The organism is Streptomyces sp. ADI95-16 (genome assembly GCF_003721495.1).
In the GTDB taxonomy this organism is placed as follows: Bacteria; Actinomycetota; Actinomycetes; order Streptomycetales; family Streptomycetaceae; genus Streptomyces; species Streptomyces goshikiensis.
The window spans coordinates 5,765,855-5,783,878 of the sequence record NZ_CP033581.1 but is presented as its reverse complement, the minus strand read 5'-3'; the positions used below and the strand labels follow the sequence as shown (position 1 = coordinate 5,783,878).

Genomic DNA, 18,024 nt, shown 5'->3' with positions numbered 1-18,024 from the left:
GGCGTCCCTTGCAGATCATGCGGGGCTGGAGTCGAGCGACGAGTTGAGCGCGGGTCAGGTGAGCGCAGGCTCCGCCTGGGGTACGTCGATACCGATGCTGTCCAGCAGCGAGTCTCCGTGCTGAGCGGCGGCCGCGTTCAGCGCGTCATTTTCGGACTGAATCCGTACGAGCTCGGACTCAAGGTCCTGGACGCGCTGCTGAAGCCGTCGCATCTCGGCGAGGAGTCGCGGATCGGAGCCGCCGACGTAACCGAGAAGCGCCTTTGCCATGATGGATGGTCCTCCACACTGAGTGACCGACCGAAGCGGTGTGGGTCGTGAGGGAATCGCACCCGCGGATGTCCGGCAGCGACTGACAGTCACTGCGCTTACTACTGCCACTACTGCCAAACAGCTCAGGTGCGCGGGGCTTCCAGAGTCTCACCAAAAAGTTTGACGGTCAACACGATCACGCCCCGTATCGGCGGGCAGCCCGGCCCTCGCAAGGGGCGTGGAGATCATCCTCGGTTCCGAGCCTTCCACGATTCGCGCGCCGCGGCAACGTGTCGGCGATGAATGCGCAGATCCGACCATGTGCGGACCATAGAGAGATCTGATCAGGGCATGATCAGTCGATCGGTCATCTGATCGCGAACCCGTCGTAGCCACCGCGCGGTGTGCCCCAGATCTCTGTCACTCCGTCGACCCTCCCGGGCGTGTCGGCGGAGGTGAGCCACTCCAGCAGCCGGTGGCAATTCTCACGTTGACCTTCGGCCACCACCTGTACTCGGCCGTCGTCGAGATTGAGCGCGAAGCCGACGACCCCGCCGATCTCCAGAGCATTGGCCCTGGTGAACCAACGGAAGCCCACTCCCTGTACACGGCCGCGTACCCACGCGGTCATGCGCACGTCTGCATTCATGCGTGAACGCTAACCGGGCAAACAAATTCCGGTCACATCGCCCCCCTGGCCCCATGGGCTAAAGTCGCGCTCCACCCGTCCTCACCCTTTTGGGTGAGCACATCCGCACTTGCAAGGAAAGGTCGGCCTCCATGGGACGCCACGGACTCCACGCCGCGCCGCGCAGCGCCGGTAAGCGCGCCGTCGTGCGCAACGGCCTGCTCGGCGTCTCCGTGGCCGTGGCCCTCGGCACCGCGGCCGTGATCACCACCGGAGTGGTGCCGGTCGGCAGCGCCTTCCCGTACGTCGGCACCGAGACCAAGGCGGAGGGGAAGACCGAGGCCGGCGCCAAGGCCACGCCCGAGCGGGACGCGGTGGGGCAGCAGCAGAGCGGCCTCGCCAACCTGTCCGGCCGCGCTTCCACCGGTCCCGGCGCGGGCACCGCCTCCCCCTCGGTCCCGCCCTCGCCCTCGACGTCCCCGTCGAAGCCGGCCTCCCCCTCCCCGTCTCCCTCGGCCCCCGCGCCCGCCGCCTCGGCGACCGCGACGCCCTCCCCGGCCGCCCCCACCAAGGCGCCGGTGAAGCCGGCCGCCCCGAAGCCGGCACTGCCAAAGCCGGCACTGCCAAAGCCCGTACCGCCCAAGCCGGTACCGCCGAAGCCGAAGCCGACGCCTCCCCAGCCGACGCCCACGCCGACGCCCACTCCGACCCCGACGCCCACGCCGACGCCCACCCCGGCCCCGTCCACCGCCGCCCCGGCGACCGGCGACGGCCACTCCGCCGAGGAGGCCGCCGTGGTCACCCTGGTGAACCAGGAGCGGGCGCAGGCCGGCTGCGGTCCGGTCCGGGCGAACCCCCCGCTCGCGACGCTGGCCTCGGCGTTCAGCAAGGACATGGCCGTACGGGGCTTCTTCGACCACACCGACCCCGACGGGAACACCCCCTGGGTCCGCGCCCAGAACGCCGGCATCGTCGGTCTCGGCGGCGAGAACATCGCCCGGGGCCAGGGTGACGCCGAGGCCGTGATGAAGGCGTGGATGAACAGCCCGGGCCACAAGGCGAACATCCTCAACTGCGAGTTCCGCACCCTGGGCGTCGGCGCCTACTTCGCCGACGGCGGCCCGTGGTGGACCCAGGACTTCGGCTTCTGAAGCCCGCCCGGCCCGCATGATCGCTAACTACGGGAAAGCGCACTCCCCCGGTTAGCGCCGCGGGAGTACGCTTTCGTCATGGAGACCCCCGTCAGCACCGAAGCCGTCGAGCCCCCGCCCTTCGACGTCTTCGCGCGCGCCTGCCCGTCCCGCGAGACCCTGGAACACGTCACCGGCCGCTGGGGCAGCCTCACCGTCGGCGCCCTGCGCGAGGGCCCGTGCCGCTTCAACGAGCTGCGGCGCCGGGTCGACGGCGTGAGCGAGAAGATGCTCTCCCAGACCCTTCAGGCGCTGGAGCGCGACGGCATCGTCCACCGCGAGGCGCAGCCGACGAACCCGCCGCGCGTCGACTACGAGCTGACCCCGCTCGGCCGCGAGGTCGCCGGCCGGCTGGTCGCGCTGATCCACCTCCTGGAGGGCAGCATGGAGCAGGTGCTGACCGCCCGCCAGGCCTACGACACCACGCGCGGCGGCCGCTGACAGCGCGGGCAGAAGTAGCTGGACCGGTTCATCCACGGCCGCCGGCGCACCGGCGTACCGCAGCGTCGGCAGGGCTCGTCCTCCCGCCCGTAGGCGTCGAGGGAGCGGTCGAAGTACCCGGACTCCCCGTTCACGTTGACGTAGAGGCTGTCGAAACTGGTGCCGCCCACGGCGAGGGCCGCGTTCATCACGTCCCGCACGTGCCCGAGGAGTTCCGCGCTCCGGGGGCGGGTGAGGGTGGCGGTGGGGCGCTCGTAGTGCAGCCGGGCGCGCCACAGCGCCTCGTCCGCGTAGATGTTGCCGACCCCGCTGATCAGGGACTGGTCCAGCAGGGCCCGTTTGACGGTGCTCCGCTTGGCACGCAGCGCCAGGTGGTAGGCGGCCTCGTCGAACAGCGGGTCCAGGGGGTCGCGCGCGATGTGGGCGATGACGTCGGGGAGCCCGTCGGGGGTGTTGTCGTGGAGCGAGAGCCCGCCGAAGGTGCGCTGGTCGACGAAGCGGAGCTCGGTGCCGGCGGCGTCGTCGAAGCGGACCCGGATCCTCAGGTGCTTCTCGTCGGGGGCGTCGGCCGGCTGCACGAGCAGCTGCCCGCTCATGCCGAGGTGACCGAGCACGGACAGGTCCCGCCCCGCGATGGGCAGCCAGAGGTACTTCCCGCGCCGCTGGGGCACTCCGACGGTCTCGCCCCGCAGCCGCGCGGCGAAGTCCACGCCCCCGGCGGGGTGCCTGCGCACGGCCCGCGGGTGCAGTACCTCGACGTCCTCGATGGTCCGCCCGGCCACCCAGCGCTCCAGTCCGCGCCGGACGACTTCGACCTCGGGCAGCTCGGGCACGGTGGTTCCTCCGGGAGTGGCGCGGATCTCTTCCTCCGCCCGAGCCTACCGGCCGCCGCGGGCCGCAAACGGGGCCGCCCGCCCCCGCGGTGCGGGGGCGGGCGGGTGTCCCTGAGGACGGGTGAAGGAAGGGTCAGACGCCCGGCGTCGGATCGGCGGGCATCGGCGCCCCGTCGTCCTCGGCCTTGGCGGGCACGACAGCGGAAGCCGCGGCCGCTGCCGCCGCGATCCGCTCGTCCGCGGCGGCACGGATCCCGCGCCACGCGGACTCCGCCGCCTGCTGTTCCGCTTCCTTCTTGCTGCGGCCGGTGCCGGTGCCGTACGAGACACCACCGACGCGGGCGGCAGCGGTGAAGGTCTTCTCGTGGTCCGGTCCGGTCTCGGTGACCAGATATTCCGGTACACCAAGTCCTTCTGCCGCCGTCAGCTCCTGGAGACTGGTCTTCCAGTCCAGGCCGGCCCCGAGGTTCGAGGACTTCTCGATGAGCGGGTCGAAGAGCCGGTGCACCAGCTCCGAGGCCGCGTCGAGGCCCTGATCGAGGTAGACCGCGCCGATCACCGCTTCAAGGGTGTCGGCGAGGATGGAGGCCTTGTCCCGGCCACCCGTGCCCTCTTCGCCCCGGCCGAGCCGGACGAAGGAGCCGAGTTCGAGGCCGCGGCCGACCTCCGCCAGTGCGCGCGAGTTGACCACAGCGGCCCGCAGTTTGGCCAGCTGGCCTTCCGGCAGGTCCGGGTGGGTCGTGTACAGCGTGTCCGTGACCACCAGGCCCAGCACGGAGTCCCCGAGGAACTCCAGCCGTTCGTTGGTGGGCAGACCGCCGTTCTCGTACGCGTACGAGCGGTGGGTCAGCGCACGCACCAGAAGGGCGGACTCGAGTCGATACCCGAGCCGCCCTTCCAGAAGCGTGTGGGACGAGGCCGCGTTGTTACTGTCTGCCTGCTTCTCAGCGTTGGACAGCTCAGACATTGCGCCTCTCACCAGCCGCTCAGACCTCGAGGACCTGGCGCTTGTTGTAGGTGCCGCAGCTCGGGCACGCGATGTGCTGGAGCTTCGGCTCCTGGCAACGCTCACACGAAACCAGGGTGGGGACCGCAGCCTTCCACTGCGACCGGCGGTGGCGCGTGTTGCTGCGCGACATCTTCCGCTTCGGAACAGCCACGGCTACTTCTCCTGCTTCTCGGCGGCGCCCTGAACTCCGTCAGAGGCAGTGCCGCTCATGTTGTCCTTCTCGTCGTCCTGATCGGTCACGACGAGTCCCTGCAATGCCGCCCAACGGATGTCGACGGCGTCGTGGTGGTGGTCCGGGTCGTCGTTCAGGCTGAGCCCGCAATCGGGGCACAGTCCGAGACAGTCCTCCCGGCACACCGGCTGCAGCGGAAGTGCGAGCACCACCGCGTCGCGCAGCACGGGTTCGAGGTCGAACAAGCCGTCCTCAAGGTGAAGCGTGTCCTCGTCGTCCTCGGCGTCGTCGGCCGGCTCCGCTGCGCGGCCCCGGTCGTCGGCGTCAGGGTACGAGAACATCTCCTGGAAGTCCGCCTTGAGCTCGCGCTCGACGGACTCCAGACACCTTACGCACTCCCCCGTCGCCGATGCACGGACGGTGCCTGTGACAAGCACCCCTTCCATGACCGACTCCAGCCGGAGGTTGAGCTTCAGCGGGGCGCCTTCCGGAACCCCGATGACGCCGGCGAGACCGAGGTCCGCCGGTGCCGCGATCTCACGGGACAGCCGCTGCATGGCACCAGGACGCCGACCCAGCTCGTGCGTGTCGAACACGAGGGGGTTGCGGTGGTCGAGGCGGGTATTCAGGGCCGTTCCTGCTTTCACAGATCGCTGAAGATCAAATATGCTGCCGCTCAAGGGCAGCATGGACCGCGGTGCATACGCGCGACCGAAGAGCCAGGATACCCGGCGCTTCGCTCTGAGCCCAATCCGGGCTAGCGACCCTGTTCGTACTGGCGCAGCTGGTCCAGGTTGATCATGCTCGTGTCGAAGAAGCTGGTCTCGTCGAGCGCGGCCTGCTGCGGGTGCTCGGGCTGCTGCTGCGACGGCTGCTCCCGGGGCTGCTGGACCTGCTGCCCGTAGCCGCCGTACGGATCCGGCTGCTGCTCGTAGGACACGGCGTACGGGTCGGGCTGCTGCGCCTGCTGCGGGTAGCCGCCGTACGAGTCCTGGTAGGAGTACGCGGCCGGCTGCTGGGGCTGCTGGTATCCGTACCCGTCGTACACCGGCTCCGGCTGGGACTGCGCCGGGATCAGGGGGGCGACGGGCGCCTCCGGCTCCGCGAGGCCCGCCAGGAAGTCCGCGTCGCTCGCCGAGCGGGACTGCTGCGCGCCCGCCGCGTCCTGGGCGGCCATGTGCGCGCCGAGGTCGTCCGTCGGGACCCGGCCCAGCAGCTTCTGGCGACCGCGCCCGACGGCCTCCAGGGTCGCCGAGAGCACCGCCTCGAAGGTGGCGAGCTTGGTGTCCACGTACGTGTCCGCCTGCCGGCGCTGCGTCTGCGGGTCGTCGCTGGGCTCGGGGGCGTCGGTGTCCGGGTAGCCCTGTTCGTCCAGACCCGGGCCGCGGCCGAGCAGCTTCTCGCGGCCCCGGTCCACCGACCCGATGGTCTTGCTGAGCACGACCTCGAAGTTCGCGAGCTTGCTGTCGACGTAGTCGTCGGCCTCGGCGCGGATCTCCTCGGCCTCGCGGCGGGCGTCCGCCAGGATCCGGTCCGCCTCGTCCTGGGAGCGCCGCGCGACCTCGGTGTCGGAGATCAGCGAACCGCGCTGGGCGTGCGCCGACTCGATGATCCGGTCCGCCTCCCGGCGGGCCTCCTCGACCATCTGTTCCCGGTCGCCGATGAGCTCCCGCGCCTGCGCGAGCGAACCGGGCAGGGCGTGGCGCACTTCTTCGAGCTGGGCGAGCAGCTCCGCGCGGTTGATCACGCAGGAGGCCGACATGGGCATGGACCGGGCGCCGCCGACGGCCGCGACGATCTCGTCGAGCTTCTTCTGCACGTCCATGGGGGCTCGCACTCTCTCGGCCTCGGGCGGTTCCTGAGACGGACGGGACGACTTTAAGGCCACCGGGCGGGCGCCCGGCACCCGGCTGAGGTGCCCTCAGGCCGTCACTTCTCGCCCAGTCGCTCGACGAGCGCCGCGTGCACGTGCGCGGGGAGCAGGTGGGCGACGTCCCCGCCCCAGGCCGCGACCTCCTTGACCAGGGAGGAGGACAGGAAGCTGTAGGTGGGGATGGTCGGGACGAACAGCGTCTCGACGCCCGTCAGGCCCCTGTTCATCTGGGCCATCTGGAGCTCGTAGTCGAAGTCGCTGACCGCGCGCAGGCCCTTGACGATGGCCGGGATGTCCCGCTGCTTGCAGAAGTCGACGAGCAGGCCGCGGAAGGCCTCGACCTGGACGTTGCCGTAGTCGGCCGTCGCCTCGCGGATCAGCTCGATCCGCTCCTCGACGGTGAACAGGCCCTGCTTCGACTCGTTGATCCCCACGGCGATGTACACGACGTCGTACAGACTGGAGGCGCGTCCGATGATGTCGAGGTGTCCGTTGTGGATGGGATCGAAGGACCCCGGACAGACGACGCGGCGCAACTGAACTCCCTCGTTCATGACTCTTCGCTGGTGAAAGCGGCGCGGCCGTACCAAAGGGTCCCCTCGCCGTACTTCCGCGAACGGAGCGGCTCGAACCCCTCGGGCCACGGGAAGGCGCCGCTCCTGGTGCTCCGTTCCACGGTGACCAGTGCATCGTCGGTGAGCCAGCCATTGGACCGGAGTGTGATCAGGATCTCGCGGAGTTCCTCGTGGTCCACGGCGTACGGCGGGTCCAGGAAGACGATGTCGTACGGCTCCCCCTGCGCGGCGGCCGCGACGATCTGCTCGGCCTTCCCGGCCCGGAACTCGGCGCCGGGCAGGCCGACCGCCTCGATGTTGTCCCGGATGGCCTTGGCGGCCTTCGCGTCGGGCTCGACCAGCAGCGCCCGGTCGGCGCCGCGCGAGAGGGATTCCAGGCCGACCGCGCCGGAGCCGGCGTAGAGGTCGAGGACCCGGGCTCCCTCGACGCCGTGCAGGGACTCCCAGGTGGAGAAGAGCCCTTCGCGCATCCGGTCCGAGGTCGGGCGGGTGCCGGTGCCGGGCGGCACGGCGAGCCGTCGCCCGCCGGCGCTGCCGGCGATCACGCGGGTCATCTGGGGTCCTTCGGTGGGGAGGCGGAGAAACGTACAGGGGTTCCACGATAGGTCGTGCCGCTCAGCCCTTCTCCAGGTACTGCTCCCGCTCGGTGTCCAGCAGGGCGTCCAGCGCGAGCTTCAGGCCCGGCAGCCGCTCCAGTTCGGGGTCCTCGGCGACGACGCGGGTGGCCTCCTCCCGGGCCTGGGCGATGACCTCCTCGTCCTCGATGACGGCGAGCATCCGCAGCGAGGAGCGGACCCCGGACTGGGCCTGCCCGAGCACGTCGCCCTCGCGGCGCTGCTCCAGGTCGATCCGGGAGAGCTCGAAGCCGTCCAGGGTGGCGGCCACGGCCGCGAGCCGGGCCCGGGCGGGGCTGGCCTCGTGCATCTCGCTGACCAGCAGGCACAGTCCGGGGGCGGAGCCGCGGCCGACGCGGCCGCGCAGCTGGTGGAGCTGGGAGACGCCGAACCGGTCGGCGTCCATGATCACCATGACGGTGGAGTTGGGGACGTTCACCCCGACCTCGATGACGGTGGTGGCGACCAGCACCTTGACCTCGCCGGCGGCGAACCGGCGCATGACGTCGTCCTTGTCGGCGGGGTCCATCCGGCCGTGGAGCACCTCGACGCTCAGCCCGGCCAGCGGGCCGCCGCGCAGTTCGTCGGCGATCTCCAGGACGGCGAGCGGCGGCCGCTTGTCCCCCTCGGCCTCGGCGGACTTCTTCTTGGGGTCGGCCGCCTCTTCGTCGCCGTTCCCGATCCGCGGGCAGACCACGTAGGCCTGGTGGCCCTTCCCGACCTCCTCGCGGACCCGCTCCCAGGCCCGGGCCAGGAAGTGCGGCTTGTCCTTGGCGGGCACCACGTGGGTGGCGATCGGGGAGCGCCCGGCCGGCAGCTGGTCGAGGACGGAGGTCTCCAGGTCGCCGAAGACGGTCATGGCGACGGTCCGCGGGATCGGGGTCGCGGTCATCACGAGCAGGTGCGGGGGCTGCTTCCCCTTGGACCGCAGCGCGTCGCGCTGCTCGACGCCGAAGCGGTGCTGCTCGTCCACCACGACCAGGCCGAGGTCATGGAACTGCACCTTGTCCTCGATCAGGGCGTGGGTGCCGATGACGATGCCGGCCTCGCCGGTGACCAGGTCGAGCAGCGCCTTCCGGCGCGCCGGCATCCCCATGGACCCGGTGAGCAGCACGACTTTGGTGCCCTGGTCCGAGCCCCCGAGCATGCCGCCCTCGGCGAGTTCGCCCATCATCTCGGTGATGGACCGGTGGTGCTGCTGCGCGAGCACCTCGGTGGGCGCGAGCATCGCGGCCTGCCCGCCGCAGTCCACGACGGCGAGCATGGCCCGCAGCGCCACCATCGTCTTCCCGCTGCCCACTTCGCCCTGGAGGAGGCGGTGCATGGGGTGGTCGGTGGCGAGGTCGTCGAAGATCTCCTTCGAGACGGTCTGCTGGCCTTCGGTGAGGGTGAAGGGGAGTTTGGCGTCGAAGGCGTCGAGCAGGCCGCCGGGGGCGGGGCGGCGGGGGACGGCCGGGAGCTGGCAGTCGGCGCGGCGGCGGCGGGCCAGGGCGACCTGGAGGACGAAGGCCTCGTCCCACTTCAGGCGCTGGCGGGCGTCCTCGACGTCGGCCTTGGTGGCCGGGCGGTGGATCTTCAGCAGGGCCTCGGTGAGCGGGACCAAGCCGCGGCCCTCGCGCAGGGCGGGCGGCAGCGGGTCCACGGTCTCCTGGGCGCTGGGCAGGACGGCGTCCACGCACTTGGCGATCTTCCAGGACTCCAGCTTGGCGCAGGCCGGGTAGATCGGGATGAGGCGGCCGGCGAAGGCGCTGGCGGCGTCCTGGTCGGAGGCGTCCGCGCCGAGGGGCTCGTAGGCGGGGTGGGAGAGCTGGAGCTTGCGGTTGAACATGCCGACCTTGCCCGCGAACATGGCGCGGGTTCCGGGCAGCAGCTCCTTGTGCGGTTTGTGGACTCCGGCGCCGAAGAAGACCAGCTGGAGGCGGCCGTTGCCGTCGGTGATGGTGACTTCGAGGCGTTTGCCGCGGCCGCCGTTGAAGGTGAGGATCCGGGCGTCCGCGACCTGTGCCACCACCGTCACGTGCTCGTCGAGCTGGTCGGCGAGTTCGGTCAGCGCGGTCAGCTCGCCGCGCTCCGCGTACTTGCGCGGGTAGTGGTGGAGCAGGTCCAGGGCCGTGTGCAGGCCGAGCTGTTCGGCCAGCACCTTGGCGGTGGCGGGGCCGAGCGTCTTCTTGAGGTCTTCGTCGAGCGCGGGCACGTGTTCCATTGCACACCATGCCGCTGACAACCCGGCTATTCGACCCCGATGAGGAGCGGCGGCGAGTACCGTCCGCCGCGGTAGGTGACGGTGTCCACGGCCAGGTGCCCGTGCTGTACGTAGGCCTCCAGGTGCTCGGCGAGGGCGTCGGGCACCTCCGGTCCGAGGACGAGGGTGACGAGTTCGCCGCCGGAGCCGAGCATCCGCTCCAGCACCGCCTCGGCGGTCTCCGGCAGGGCGGCGCCGATGACGGCGACGTCCCCGTCGATGAGCCCGAGGACGTCCCCGGCCTGGCAGATGCCGGCGGAGGTGAAGGACCGGCTTTCGGCGACGGCCAGTTCCGCGTAGCGGGTGGCGCCGGCCGCGGCGGTCATGGCGACCACGTCCTCGTCGAAGCTGCCCTCCGGGTCGTGCACGGCGAGCGCGGCCAGGGCCTGGACGGCGGACCGGGTGGGGATCACCGCGACCCGGACGCCGTCGGCGCGGGCCTGCTCGGCGGCGGCCCCGGCGGCCGCCCGCCCGTCGGCGCCGCCCGGCAGCAGCACCACCTCGCGGGCGTGGGCCCGCGAGATGGCGTCGGCCAGCGCGGCGGCGGTCGGCTCCTCCCCGGGCCGGGTGAGCACGGTGGTCGCGCCCGCCTCGGCGCAGAGCCCGGCGAGCCCCTCGCCGGGGACGACGGCGACCACGGCCCGCTGGGCGCGTTCGCCCCGGCCGCGGCGGCGCTCGTCGCCGAAATGGGTGATGCGGATCCGGTACGGCCGCCCGGCGACCACCCCGGCCTCCACCGCGGCGCCGGGGTCGTCGACATGGACGTGGACGTTCCAGAGCCCGTCGCCGCCGACCACGACCAGGGAGTCGCCGAGTCCGTCGAGCCGGGCGCGCAGCGCCGTGACCGCCGCCTCGGTGGCCTCCAGCAGGTAGATCACCTCGTACGCGGGCCCGCCCTGCTCCTCGGCGCACGGCTCGGGCGTCCGCGGTACGGGCACGGCCCGCCCGCGGACGGGTTCCTGCCCGGGTTCCTGCCCGGAGAGCGCCTGCCAGAGCGCCCCGAGTACGGCGACCAGCCCGCAGCCCCCGGCGTCGACCACCCCGGCCCGCCCCAGCGCGGCCAGCTGGCCCGGGGTCTGCGCCAGGGCCGCGCGGGCCCCGTCGTAGGCGGCCCGGGCCACCTCGGCGGCGGTCCCGGCGGTGGTCAGGGCGGCTTCCCCGGCGCGCGCGGCGGCGGTCGCGACGGTGAGCATGGTGCCCTCGACGGGGTGTGCGACGGCCCGGTACGCCTCTTCGGCGGCCCGGGTCAGCGCCTGGGCGAGCAGCCCGGCGGGGCCGCGGCCCTCGGGTTCGGTGCCCAGTACGTCGGCCACCCCGCGCAGCAGCTGCGCCAGGATCGTCCCGGAGTTGCCGCGGGCGCCTATGAGGGCGCCGTGCGCGTAGGCCCGTACCGCCTCGGGCAGGGAGGGCGGGGCTGTGGTGTCGCTCACGCCGGCCGGTCCGGTCCCCCCGGTCCCGAAGACGGCGTCGAGCGCGCGGTCGCCGGATTCGGCGGTCAGGTAGAGGTTGGTGCCGGTGTCGGCGTCGGCGACGGGATAGACGTTGATCGCGTCGATGTCCTCGCGGGCCCGGCCCAGTGCGGCCAGGGCGAGCGAGCTCCAGGTGCGCACCGCTTCGGCGTCGAGCTCTTCGGCGGGCTGCGGCTGGGGCTCGTGCGGCACCGGGCGTTCCTCCTCGTGCGGGCCAGGGTTCACCGCAGGGTAACGAAGGACGGCCGCCGCCCCGGGACCCCGGGGCGGGGTCGGCGGCGGCCATGGTAGTTTTCTTGGACGGACGCAGTCGTTGTATGCTGCTCCGGTTGCCCGATGAAAGTCGGGCCATTCCCCCGGCAAACCACTCAGACTTCGCAGACTTCTGATCCGGTGCGCCGGATTTCACTGTAAGTGCATCTGAAGTCTTTGGAGTGACCTGTGGCTGCCAACTGCGACGTTTGCGCCAAGGGGCCGAGCTTCGGCAACAACATCTCCCACTCGCACCGCCGCACCTCGCGTCGCTGGAACCCGAACATCCAGCGCGTCCGTGCCGTGGTCAATGGGACGCCGAAGCGCCTCAACGCCTGCACCTCGTGCATCAAGGCCGGCAAGGTCTCGCGCTGACGCCACCCGTCGTAGCGCAGCCCTTTCCGGTTGCCAAGAAGGCCGGTCCACCCTGGTGGACCGGCCTTTTGCCTTGCCCGGACGCTGCCCGGACCCTGACCCGGACCTGACCCGGCCCGTGCGCGGCGCCGGTTCAGCGGTGCCACCGCCAGGCATGGTCCACCGGGCCGATGCCGCCGCCGAGGGCGAATCCGGCGGCGATGGCGCCCGTGACGTACTCCTTGGCCTCGGTGACGGCCGCCGGGACCTCCAGGCCCTTGGCGAGGCCGGCCGCGATCGCGCTCGCCAGGGTGCAGCCCGTGCCGTGCGTGTGCCGGTTGTCGTGGCGGGGCGCCCGGAGCCAGAGCTCGTCGGCCCCGTCCGTGAGCAGGTCCACCGCCTCGCCCGCGTGCGCGGCCAGGTGACCGCCCTTGATCAGCGCCCAGCGCGGCCCGTACCCGAGGAAGGCGTCGGCGGCCCGCCGCATGTCGTCCTCGCTCGTCACGGCGATCCCGGTGAGCTGTTCGACCTCGTCCAGGTTCGGGGTGGCCACGGTGGCCCGCGGCAGCAGCTCCTTGCGCACGGCTTCCAGCGCCGAGGGGGCGAGCAGCGCGTCCCCGTGCTTGGAGACGCCCACCGGGTCCACGACGGCCGGGGCGGCGGTTCCGGCCAGCAGTTCGGCCACCGTCTCCACCAGCACGGCGCTGGACAACATCCCGGTCTTCACCGCCCCCACCCCGATGTCGTCCACCACGGCCCGGTACTGGGCCCTGACGGCCTCGGCGGGGAGTTCCCAGGCACCCTTCACCCCGAGCGAGTTCTGCGCGGTCACGGCGGTCACCACGCTCATGCCGTGGACGCCGAGCGCCAGCATGGTCTTGAGGTCGGCCTGGATGCCCGCGCCGCCGCCGGAGTCGGATCCGGCGACGGTCAGGCACAGCGGCGGGGCGGCGGTCACCGGGCGCCGTCCTCGGCGACCGGGTCGGCTCCGAAGTGGTCCCAGCCCCCGGTGGAGTGCCAGGGCGCGCCGTCCACGGTCACCTGGGGCTGCGCGGAGGGGTTCAGCACCTCGCCGATGACCTTCCAGCGGGCGGGGAGCTTCACGTCGGGCGGGAAGGTCGCCACGATGGCGTGGTCCTCCCCGCCGGTGAGCACCCACTGGAGCGGGTCCACGCCGACGGCCTGGCCGATGTCGTGCATCTGGGTCGGGATGTCCACGGCCGCCGAGCGCAGGTCGATCCGTACCTTGCTGGCCTCGGCGATGTGCCCGAGGTCGGCGATCAGGCCGTCGCTGACGTCCGTCATGGCGGTGGCGCCGAGTCCGGCGGCCGCGGGGCCGGCGTGGTACGGCGGCTCGGGGCGCCGGTGCGCCTCGACGAAGGCCCGCGGGGAGCGGAAGCCGCGCGAGAGCACCGCGAAGCCGGCGGCGGACCAGCCGAGCCAGCCCGTGACGGCCACGACGTCGCCGGGCTGGGCGCCGGAGCGCAGCACGGGCTCGTGGTTGCGCAGGTCGCCGAGGGCGGTGATGGCGACGGTGATGGTGTCGCCGCGGACGACGTCGCCGCCTACGACGGCGGCGCCGGCGACCTGGCATTCGTCGCGGATGCCGTCCATCAGCTCGGTGGGCCAGGTGACCGGCAGTTCGGCCGGGACGACGAGGCCGAGCAGCAGCGCGGTCGGCACCGCGCCCATGGCGGCGATGTCGGCGAGGTTCTGCGCGGCGGCCTTGCGGCCGACGTCGTAGGCGGTGGACCAGTCGCGGCGGAAGTGCCTGCCTTCCAGCAGGATGTCCGTGCTCGCCACGACCCGCCGGTCGGGGGCCGACACCACCGCGGCGTCGTCGCCGGGTCCGAGCCGGACCGCCGGGGTGGTGGTGAGCCGTGAGGTGAGCTCCCGAATGAGCCCGAACTCCCCCAGCTCGCCCACAGTGCCCTTCATCGCTGTGCCCCTTCTTGCCCAGTCCGCTTGCGGTCGCGAGCCGTCACAGCTCTGGGTACCGTCAACAGATACGTCAACTTCTGCTCTCCGTACGCCCCGCCGTGCGTGGCGCCGGGCCCCCGGGTCTCCCCGTGACGCTCGGCGACGCGGTACCGTGGCGTCCCTTCTTCCCCGGGCCCGCCCGATCTGCCTGGGCCCATCCGAAGGTTAGGGGAAATGATCCTCGTGGCCGCCCTGGAGGTTCCGTGGTACAGGCGTACATCCTTATCCAGACCGAGGTGGGCAAGGCGTCGTTCGTCGCCGAGTCCATCGGCCAGATCCCGGGGGTGATCCAGGCCGAGGACGTGACGGGCCCGTACGACGTGATCGTGCGCGCCCAGGCCGACACCGTGGACGAACTCGGCCGCATGGTGGTCGCCAAAGTCCAGCAGGTGGAGGGGATCACCCGCACCTTGACCTGCCCGGTGGTCCATCTGTAGCCCCCGTCTACTCTTGGCCGGTGATGTCCTTCGACCACCGGCCCTTCCGTCTGCTCGCCCTGCCCGCCCTGGCGGCCGTACTGGCCCTCGCGGGCTGCACACCGGGCGATGACGAGGCCCGGGTGGATCCGCCCCCCACGCCGCCCGCCGAGGTCGCGAAGCTCTGTGCGGCACTGCACGAGAAGCTCCCCGACACGGTGGCCGGCCTGGCGCGGACCACCACCCGGCCCGCGTCGGATCTGACGGCCGCGTGGGGCGGCTCGGCGATCGTACTGCGGTGCGGTATCCCCAAACCCCCCGAGATGGCTGATCCGGAGCAGGAGGGCGTCGAGGTCAACGGCGTCCGGTGGCTGCTGGAGCAGGTCCCCGACAGTGCCGGCGGGGGGTTCCGGTTCATCACCGGGCTGCGCCTCGCGTACACCGAGGTCCGGGTCGACAAGGAGCATGCCACGGATGCGGGGATGCTCGTCGGGCTCTCCGCCGCCGTCGCCGGGACCGTCCCGGAGGGCGTCTCCTCGTACTGATCGTCCTGACAAGGGCCGCGCGCCCCTTCGCACACCGACCGCCCGCCGGGAATCCCGGCGGGCGGTCGCTGTGTCGTACGGGTGGGCGCGCGGCTAGCGCAGCCCCGTGGGGCGGCGCAGGGCGGCCTGGATCAGGAGGTCGACCAGTTCCTGGTACTCGACTCCGGACTCCTGCCACATGCGCGGGTACATGGAGATGGGGGTGAAGCCCGGCATGGTGTTGATCTCGTTGATGACGAAGGTGCCGTCCTCGGTGAGGAAGAAGTCGGCACGCACCAGGCCCTCGCAGGACGCGGCCTCGAAGGCCTCGACCGCGAGCCGCCGCACCTCGGCGGTCTGCTCCGGGGTGAGCGGGGCGGGCACGATTCCGGAGGCGGAGTCGATGTACTTCGCCTCGAAGTCGTAGAAGTCGTGGCTGGAGACCGGCGGGATCTCGGCGGGTGCGCTCGCGCGCGGGCCGTCCTCGAATTCCAGCACGCCGCACTCGATCTCGCGGCCGCGCAGCAGCGCCTCGACGATGATCTTCGGGTCGTGGCGCTGGGCCTCGCGGACCGCTTCGTCCAGGCCGGAGACGTCGTCGACCTTGGTGATGCCGATCGAGGAGCCGGCCCGGGCGGGCTTGATGAACAGCGGCCAGCCGTGCTCGGCGGCGAAGTCCAGGATCCGGCCGCGGGTGGCGTCCGCGTCGCGCGTCCACTCGCGGGGGCGGATGGTGAGGTACGGGCCGACGTTCAGCCCGAAGGACGTGAACACCCGCTTCATGTAGTCCTTGTCCTGGCCGACGGCCGAGGCGAGGACGCCGGAGCCGACGTACGGGATCCCGGCGAGCTCCAGCAGCCCCTGGAGGGTGCCGTCCTCGCCGTACGGGCCGTGCAGCACCGGGAAGACGACGTCGACCTCGCCCAGGGCCTTGGGGACGGCGCCCGGCTCGGTGTAGACGACCTCGCGGTTGGCGGGGTCCACCGAGAGCACGACGGCGCCGTCCTCGGAGTCGGCGAGGTCGTCGACGTTGGGGAGCTTCCGGTCGGCGATGGCCATCCGGGACGGCTCGTCGGCGGTCAGCGCCCACCGGCCGTCGGTGGTGATGCCGATGGGCAGCACCTCGTACTTGGACCGGTCGATGGAGCGCAGCACGGCGCCCGCGGTGACGACCGAGATGGCGTGTTCCGAGCTGCGGCCGCCGAACACGACGGCCACGCGGGGCTTGCGGCCCTGCTGCTCAGGGGTCTGGGGGAGGTTCTCGCTGCTCATATCGCCACGACGATACCCGCTCACACGTCCGGAATGGAGTCAGTGGCGTTCCGGTTTGGCGCTGCGTCCCATCAGTTCCTTGAGCGCGACCAGCGGGGGCTTGCCGTGGTGGACGATCTCCACCACGGTGTCGGTGATCGGCATGTCCACTCCGTGACGGCGGCCCAGATCGGCCACCGACTGGCAGGACTTGACCCCCTCGGCGGTCTGCTTGGTGACCGCGATGGTCTCCTCCAGGGTCATCCCGCGGCCGAGGTTGGTGCCGAAGGTGTGGTTCCGGGAGAGCGGTGAGGAGCAGGTGGCGACGAGGTCGCCGAGGCCGGCGAGGCCGGAGAAGGTGAGCGGGTCGGCGCCCATGGCCAGGCCCAGCCGGGTGGCTTCGGCGAGGCCGCGGGTGATGAGCGAGCCCTTGGTGTTGTCGCCGAGGCCCATGCCGTCCGCGATGCCGACGGCGAGGCCGATGACGTTCTTGACGGCGCCGCCGAGTTCGCAGCCGATGACGTCGGTGCTGGTGTACGGGCGGAAGTACGGGGTGTGGCAGGCGGCCTGGAGCCGCTGGGCGACGGCCTCGTCCACACAGGCGACGACGGACGCGGCGGGCTGGCGGGCGACGATCTCGCGGGCGAGGTTGGGGCCGGTGACGACGGCGACGCGCCCGGCGGGGACCTTGGCCACCTCTTCGATGACCTCGCTCATCCGCTTGGCGCTGCCGAGTTCGATGCCCTTCATCAGGGAGACGAGCACGGTGTCGGCGGGCAGCAGCGGGGCCCATTCGGCGAGGTTGCCGCGCAGGGTCTGGGAGGGGATGGCCAGGACGGCGAAGTCGGCGCCGCGGGCGGCCTCGGCGGCGTCGGAGGTGGCGCGCATGTTCGCGGGCAGTTCGACGCCGGGGAAGTAGTCCGGGTTGGTCCGGCCGCCGTTGATGGCGTCGACGACCTCTTGGCGGCGGCCCCACAGGGTCACCTCGCAGCCGGCGTCGGCGAGCACCATGCCGAAGGCGGTGCCCCAGGAGCCGGTTCCGTAGACGGCTGCCTTCACGGGACGTGTCACTTGATGTCCTCCCCCGCGGCCTTGCGCCGCTGTTCCGCCCTGGCCTTGCGATGGTCGTACGGCTCCGCGGGCGCCTGCTGGCCCCGCAGCTCCTCCAGGAGCTCGGTGATGGCCGCCATGATGGTCTCGGTGGCGTCCTTGAGGACGTCCGGGGTGGGTTCGCGGTCGTAGAACTCGGAGAGGTCCACGGGCGGTCCGGCCTTCACCTGGAGGGTCTTGCGCGGGAACAGCCGGAGCTTGTTCTCCTTGGCGTAGGGCGGCATCGCGAGGTTCGCGCCCCACTGGGCCACCGGAATGACGGGGGCCCGGGTCACCAGGGCGACGCGGGCGGCGCCGGTCTTGCCGGCCATCGGCCACATGTCGGGGTCCCGGGTGAGGGTGCCCTCGGGGTAAAAGGCCACGCATTCGCCGCTCTCGATGGCGGTCACGGCGGCCCGGAATGCGTCCAGGGCGTTCGTGGACTCCCGGTAGACGGGGATCTGGCCGGACCCGCGCAGGATCGAGCCGACAAAAGGCACCTTGAAGAGGGCGGCCTTCGCGAGCAATCGCGGCACCCGGCCGGTGTTGTACTGGAAGTGCGCGTACGACAGCGGGTCCAGATACGAGTTGTGATTGACGGCGGTGATAAATCCGCCCTCGGCCGGAATGTGGTCCATTCCCCGCCAGTCCCGCTTGAAGAGCACTACCAGCGGCGGTTTCGCGATCACCGCTGCCAGGCGGTACCAGAAGCCGATTCTGCGGCGGGACACTCGAACACCTTCCTCTAGGACCGGTGCGTGGATTGGGCACCTCGTAGGCCGGACAAGTGTGGCCCTGGATTCCGGTCGCTGTCGAGAACACCGTACGCCCCGCTCGCGGCCGCGAACCCCCGGGTGGCC

At 71.8% G+C, this 18,024-nt stretch carries 21 protein-coding genes; 5 read left to right on the top strand and 16 right to left on the bottom strand.

Annotated features, from left to right (window positions below; genetic code table 11):
* Positions 1 to 54: 54 nt before the first annotated feature.
* Complete coding sequence (locus EES41_RS26015; protein ID WP_008739933.1) at positions 55 to 270, bottom strand: hypothetical protein; 216 nt, start codon at positions 268 to 270, stop codon at positions 55 to 57.
* Between the two features lie 349 nt (positions 271 to 619).
* Positions 620 to 901 (bottom strand): acylphosphatase, encoded by a 282-nt coding sequence (locus EES41_RS26010; protein ID WP_008739932.1) that lies wholly within the window; start codon positions 899 to 901, stop codon positions 620 to 622.
* A 131-nt stretch (positions 902 to 1,032) separates the two neighbouring features.
* On the opposite strand from EES41_RS26010, the gene EES41_RS26005 reads away from it, so the two are divergent.
* A complete protein-coding gene (locus EES41_RS26005) occupies positions 1,033 to 2,031 on the top strand; it encodes a CAP domain-containing protein (RefSeq protein ID WP_123080530.1) in 999 nt (332 codons plus the stop codon).
* Between the two features lie 78 nt (positions 2,032 to 2,109).
* Positions 2,110 to 2,511 carry a helix-turn-helix domain-containing protein gene (locus tag EES41_RS26000; protein WP_073776565.1) on the top strand — a complete coding sequence of 134 codons (402 nt, stop codon included), beginning with the start codon at positions 2,110 to 2,112 and terminating at the stop codon, positions 2,509 to 2,511.
* On the opposite strand, the gene mutM is transcribed toward EES41_RS26000, so the two are convergent.
* From mutM to EES41_RS25955, 9 genes are all read right to left on the bottom strand, one after another.
* Positions 2,484 to 3,344: a bifunctional DNA-formamidopyrimidine glycosylase/DNA-(apurinic or apyrimidinic site) lyase gene (mutM, locus tag EES41_RS25995; protein ID WP_123080529.1), complete on the bottom strand. Its 861-nt coding sequence runs from the start codon at positions 3,342 to 3,344 to the stop codon at positions 2,484 to 2,486. The two genes, EES41_RS26000 and mutM, sit on opposite strands and share 28 nt — an antisense overlap.
* Positions 3,345 to 3,477: 133 nt before the next feature.
* Positions 3,478 to 4,311: a ribonuclease III gene (rnc, locus tag EES41_RS25990; protein ID WP_123080528.1), complete on the bottom strand. Its 834-nt coding sequence runs from the start codon at positions 4,309 to 4,311 to the stop codon at positions 3,478 to 3,480.
* A gap of 19 nt (positions 4,312 to 4,330) precedes the next feature.
* The gene (gene rpmF / locus EES41_RS25985) at positions 4,331 to 4,504 is read right to left on the bottom strand and encodes a 50S ribosomal protein L32 (RefSeq protein WP_003965982.1); all 174 of its coding nucleotides are present in this window, start codon (positions 4,502 to 4,504) and stop codon (positions 4,331 to 4,333) included.
* 2 nt (positions 4,505 to 4,506) lie between these two features.
* Positions 4,507 to 5,205, bottom strand: a complete 699-nt coding sequence (locus EES41_RS25980; RefSeq protein ID WP_229895075.1) for a DUF177 domain-containing protein — start codon at positions 5,203 to 5,205, stop codon at positions 4,507 to 4,509.
* Between the two features lie 77 nt (positions 5,206 to 5,282).
* Positions 5,283 to 6,350 (bottom strand): ATP synthase F0 subunit B, encoded by a 1,068-nt coding sequence (locus EES41_RS25975; RefSeq protein ID WP_123080527.1) that lies wholly within the window; start codon positions 6,348 to 6,350, stop codon positions 5,283 to 5,285.
* 104 nt (positions 6,351 to 6,454) lie between these two features.
* Entirely contained in the window at positions 6,455 to 6,934 is a 480-nt protein-coding gene (gene coaD / locus EES41_RS25970; protein ID WP_174261841.1) for a pantetheine-phosphate adenylyltransferase, read from the bottom strand.
* Between the two features lie 14 nt (positions 6,935 to 6,948).
* Positions 6,949 to 7,527, bottom strand: a complete 579-nt coding sequence (gene rsmD, locus EES41_RS25965) for a 16S rRNA (guanine(966)-N(2))-methyltransferase RsmD (protein WP_073776578.1) — start codon at positions 7,525 to 7,527, stop codon at positions 6,949 to 6,951.
* A gap of 61 nt (positions 7,528 to 7,588) precedes the next feature.
* Positions 7,589 to 9,790 carry an ATP-dependent DNA helicase RecG gene (gene recG / locus EES41_RS25960; RefSeq protein ID WP_123080525.1) on the bottom strand — a complete coding sequence of 734 codons (2,202 nt, stop codon included), beginning with the start codon at positions 9,788 to 9,790 and terminating at the stop codon, positions 7,589 to 7,591.
* 26 nt (positions 9,791 to 9,816) lie between these two features.
* Complete coding sequence (locus EES41_RS25955) at positions 9,817 to 11,490, bottom strand: DAK2 domain-containing protein (protein WP_123080524.1); 1,674 nt, start codon at positions 11,488 to 11,490, stop codon at positions 9,817 to 9,819.
* 249 nt (positions 11,491 to 11,739) lie between these two features.
* On the opposite strand from EES41_RS25955, the gene rpmB reads away from it, so the two are divergent.
* The gene (gene rpmB / locus EES41_RS25950; RefSeq protein WP_007266795.1) at positions 11,740 to 11,925 is read left to right on the top strand and encodes a 50S ribosomal protein L28; all 186 of its coding nucleotides are present in this window, start codon (positions 11,740 to 11,742) and stop codon (positions 11,923 to 11,925) included.
* 133 nt (positions 11,926 to 12,058) lie between these two features.
* On the opposite strand, the gene thiD is transcribed toward rpmB, so the two are convergent.
* Positions 12,059 to 12,862: a bifunctional hydroxymethylpyrimidine kinase/phosphomethylpyrimidine kinase gene (thiD, locus tag EES41_RS25945; protein WP_123080523.1), complete on the bottom strand. Its 804-nt coding sequence runs from the start codon at positions 12,860 to 12,862 to the stop codon at positions 12,059 to 12,061.
* Entirely contained in the window at positions 12,859 to 13,842 is a 984-nt protein-coding gene (locus EES41_RS25940; protein ID WP_123080522.1) for a thiamine-phosphate kinase, read from the bottom strand. The genes thiD and EES41_RS25940 overlap by 4 nt, the downstream gene beginning before the upstream one ends.
* A 245-nt stretch (positions 13,843 to 14,087) precedes the next feature.
* On the opposite strand from EES41_RS25940, the gene EES41_RS25935 reads away from it, so the two are divergent.
* A complete protein-coding gene (locus EES41_RS25935) occupies positions 14,088 to 14,321 on the top strand; it encodes an Lrp/AsnC family transcriptional regulator (RefSeq protein ID WP_030028650.1) in 234 nt (77 codons plus the stop codon).
* 23 nt (positions 14,322 to 14,344) lie between these two features.
* Complete coding sequence (locus EES41_RS25930) at positions 14,345 to 14,845, top strand: DUF3515 domain-containing protein (protein WP_123080521.1); 501 nt, start codon at positions 14,345 to 14,347, stop codon at positions 14,843 to 14,845.
* Positions 14,846 to 14,938: 93 nt separating this feature from the next.
* Here EES41_RS25930 and EES41_RS25925 read toward each other — a convergent pair whose 3' ends face one another.
* Genes EES41_RS25925 through EES41_RS25915 form a run of 3 tightly spaced genes read right to left on the bottom strand, consistent with a single transcriptional unit; the run spans position 14,939 to position 17,895 of the window.
* On the bottom strand, positions 14,939 to 16,096 hold the full coding sequence (locus EES41_RS25925) for a D-alanine--D-alanine ligase family protein (RefSeq protein ID WP_123080520.1): 1,158 nt from the start codon (positions 16,094 to 16,096) through the stop codon (positions 14,939 to 14,941).
* A gap of 39 nt (positions 16,097 to 16,135) precedes the next feature.
* Entirely contained in the window at positions 16,136 to 17,146 is a 1,011-nt protein-coding gene (locus tag EES41_RS25920; protein WP_123080519.1) for an NAD(P)H-dependent glycerol-3-phosphate dehydrogenase, read from the bottom strand.
* Complete coding sequence (locus EES41_RS25915) at positions 17,143 to 17,895, bottom strand: 1-acyl-sn-glycerol-3-phosphate acyltransferase (protein ID WP_123080518.1); 753 nt, start codon at positions 17,893 to 17,895, stop codon at positions 17,143 to 17,145. Before EES41_RS25915 ends, EES41_RS25920 begins: the two co-directional genes overlap by 4 nt.
* Between the last annotated feature and the right edge of the window lie 129 nt (positions 17,896 to 18,024).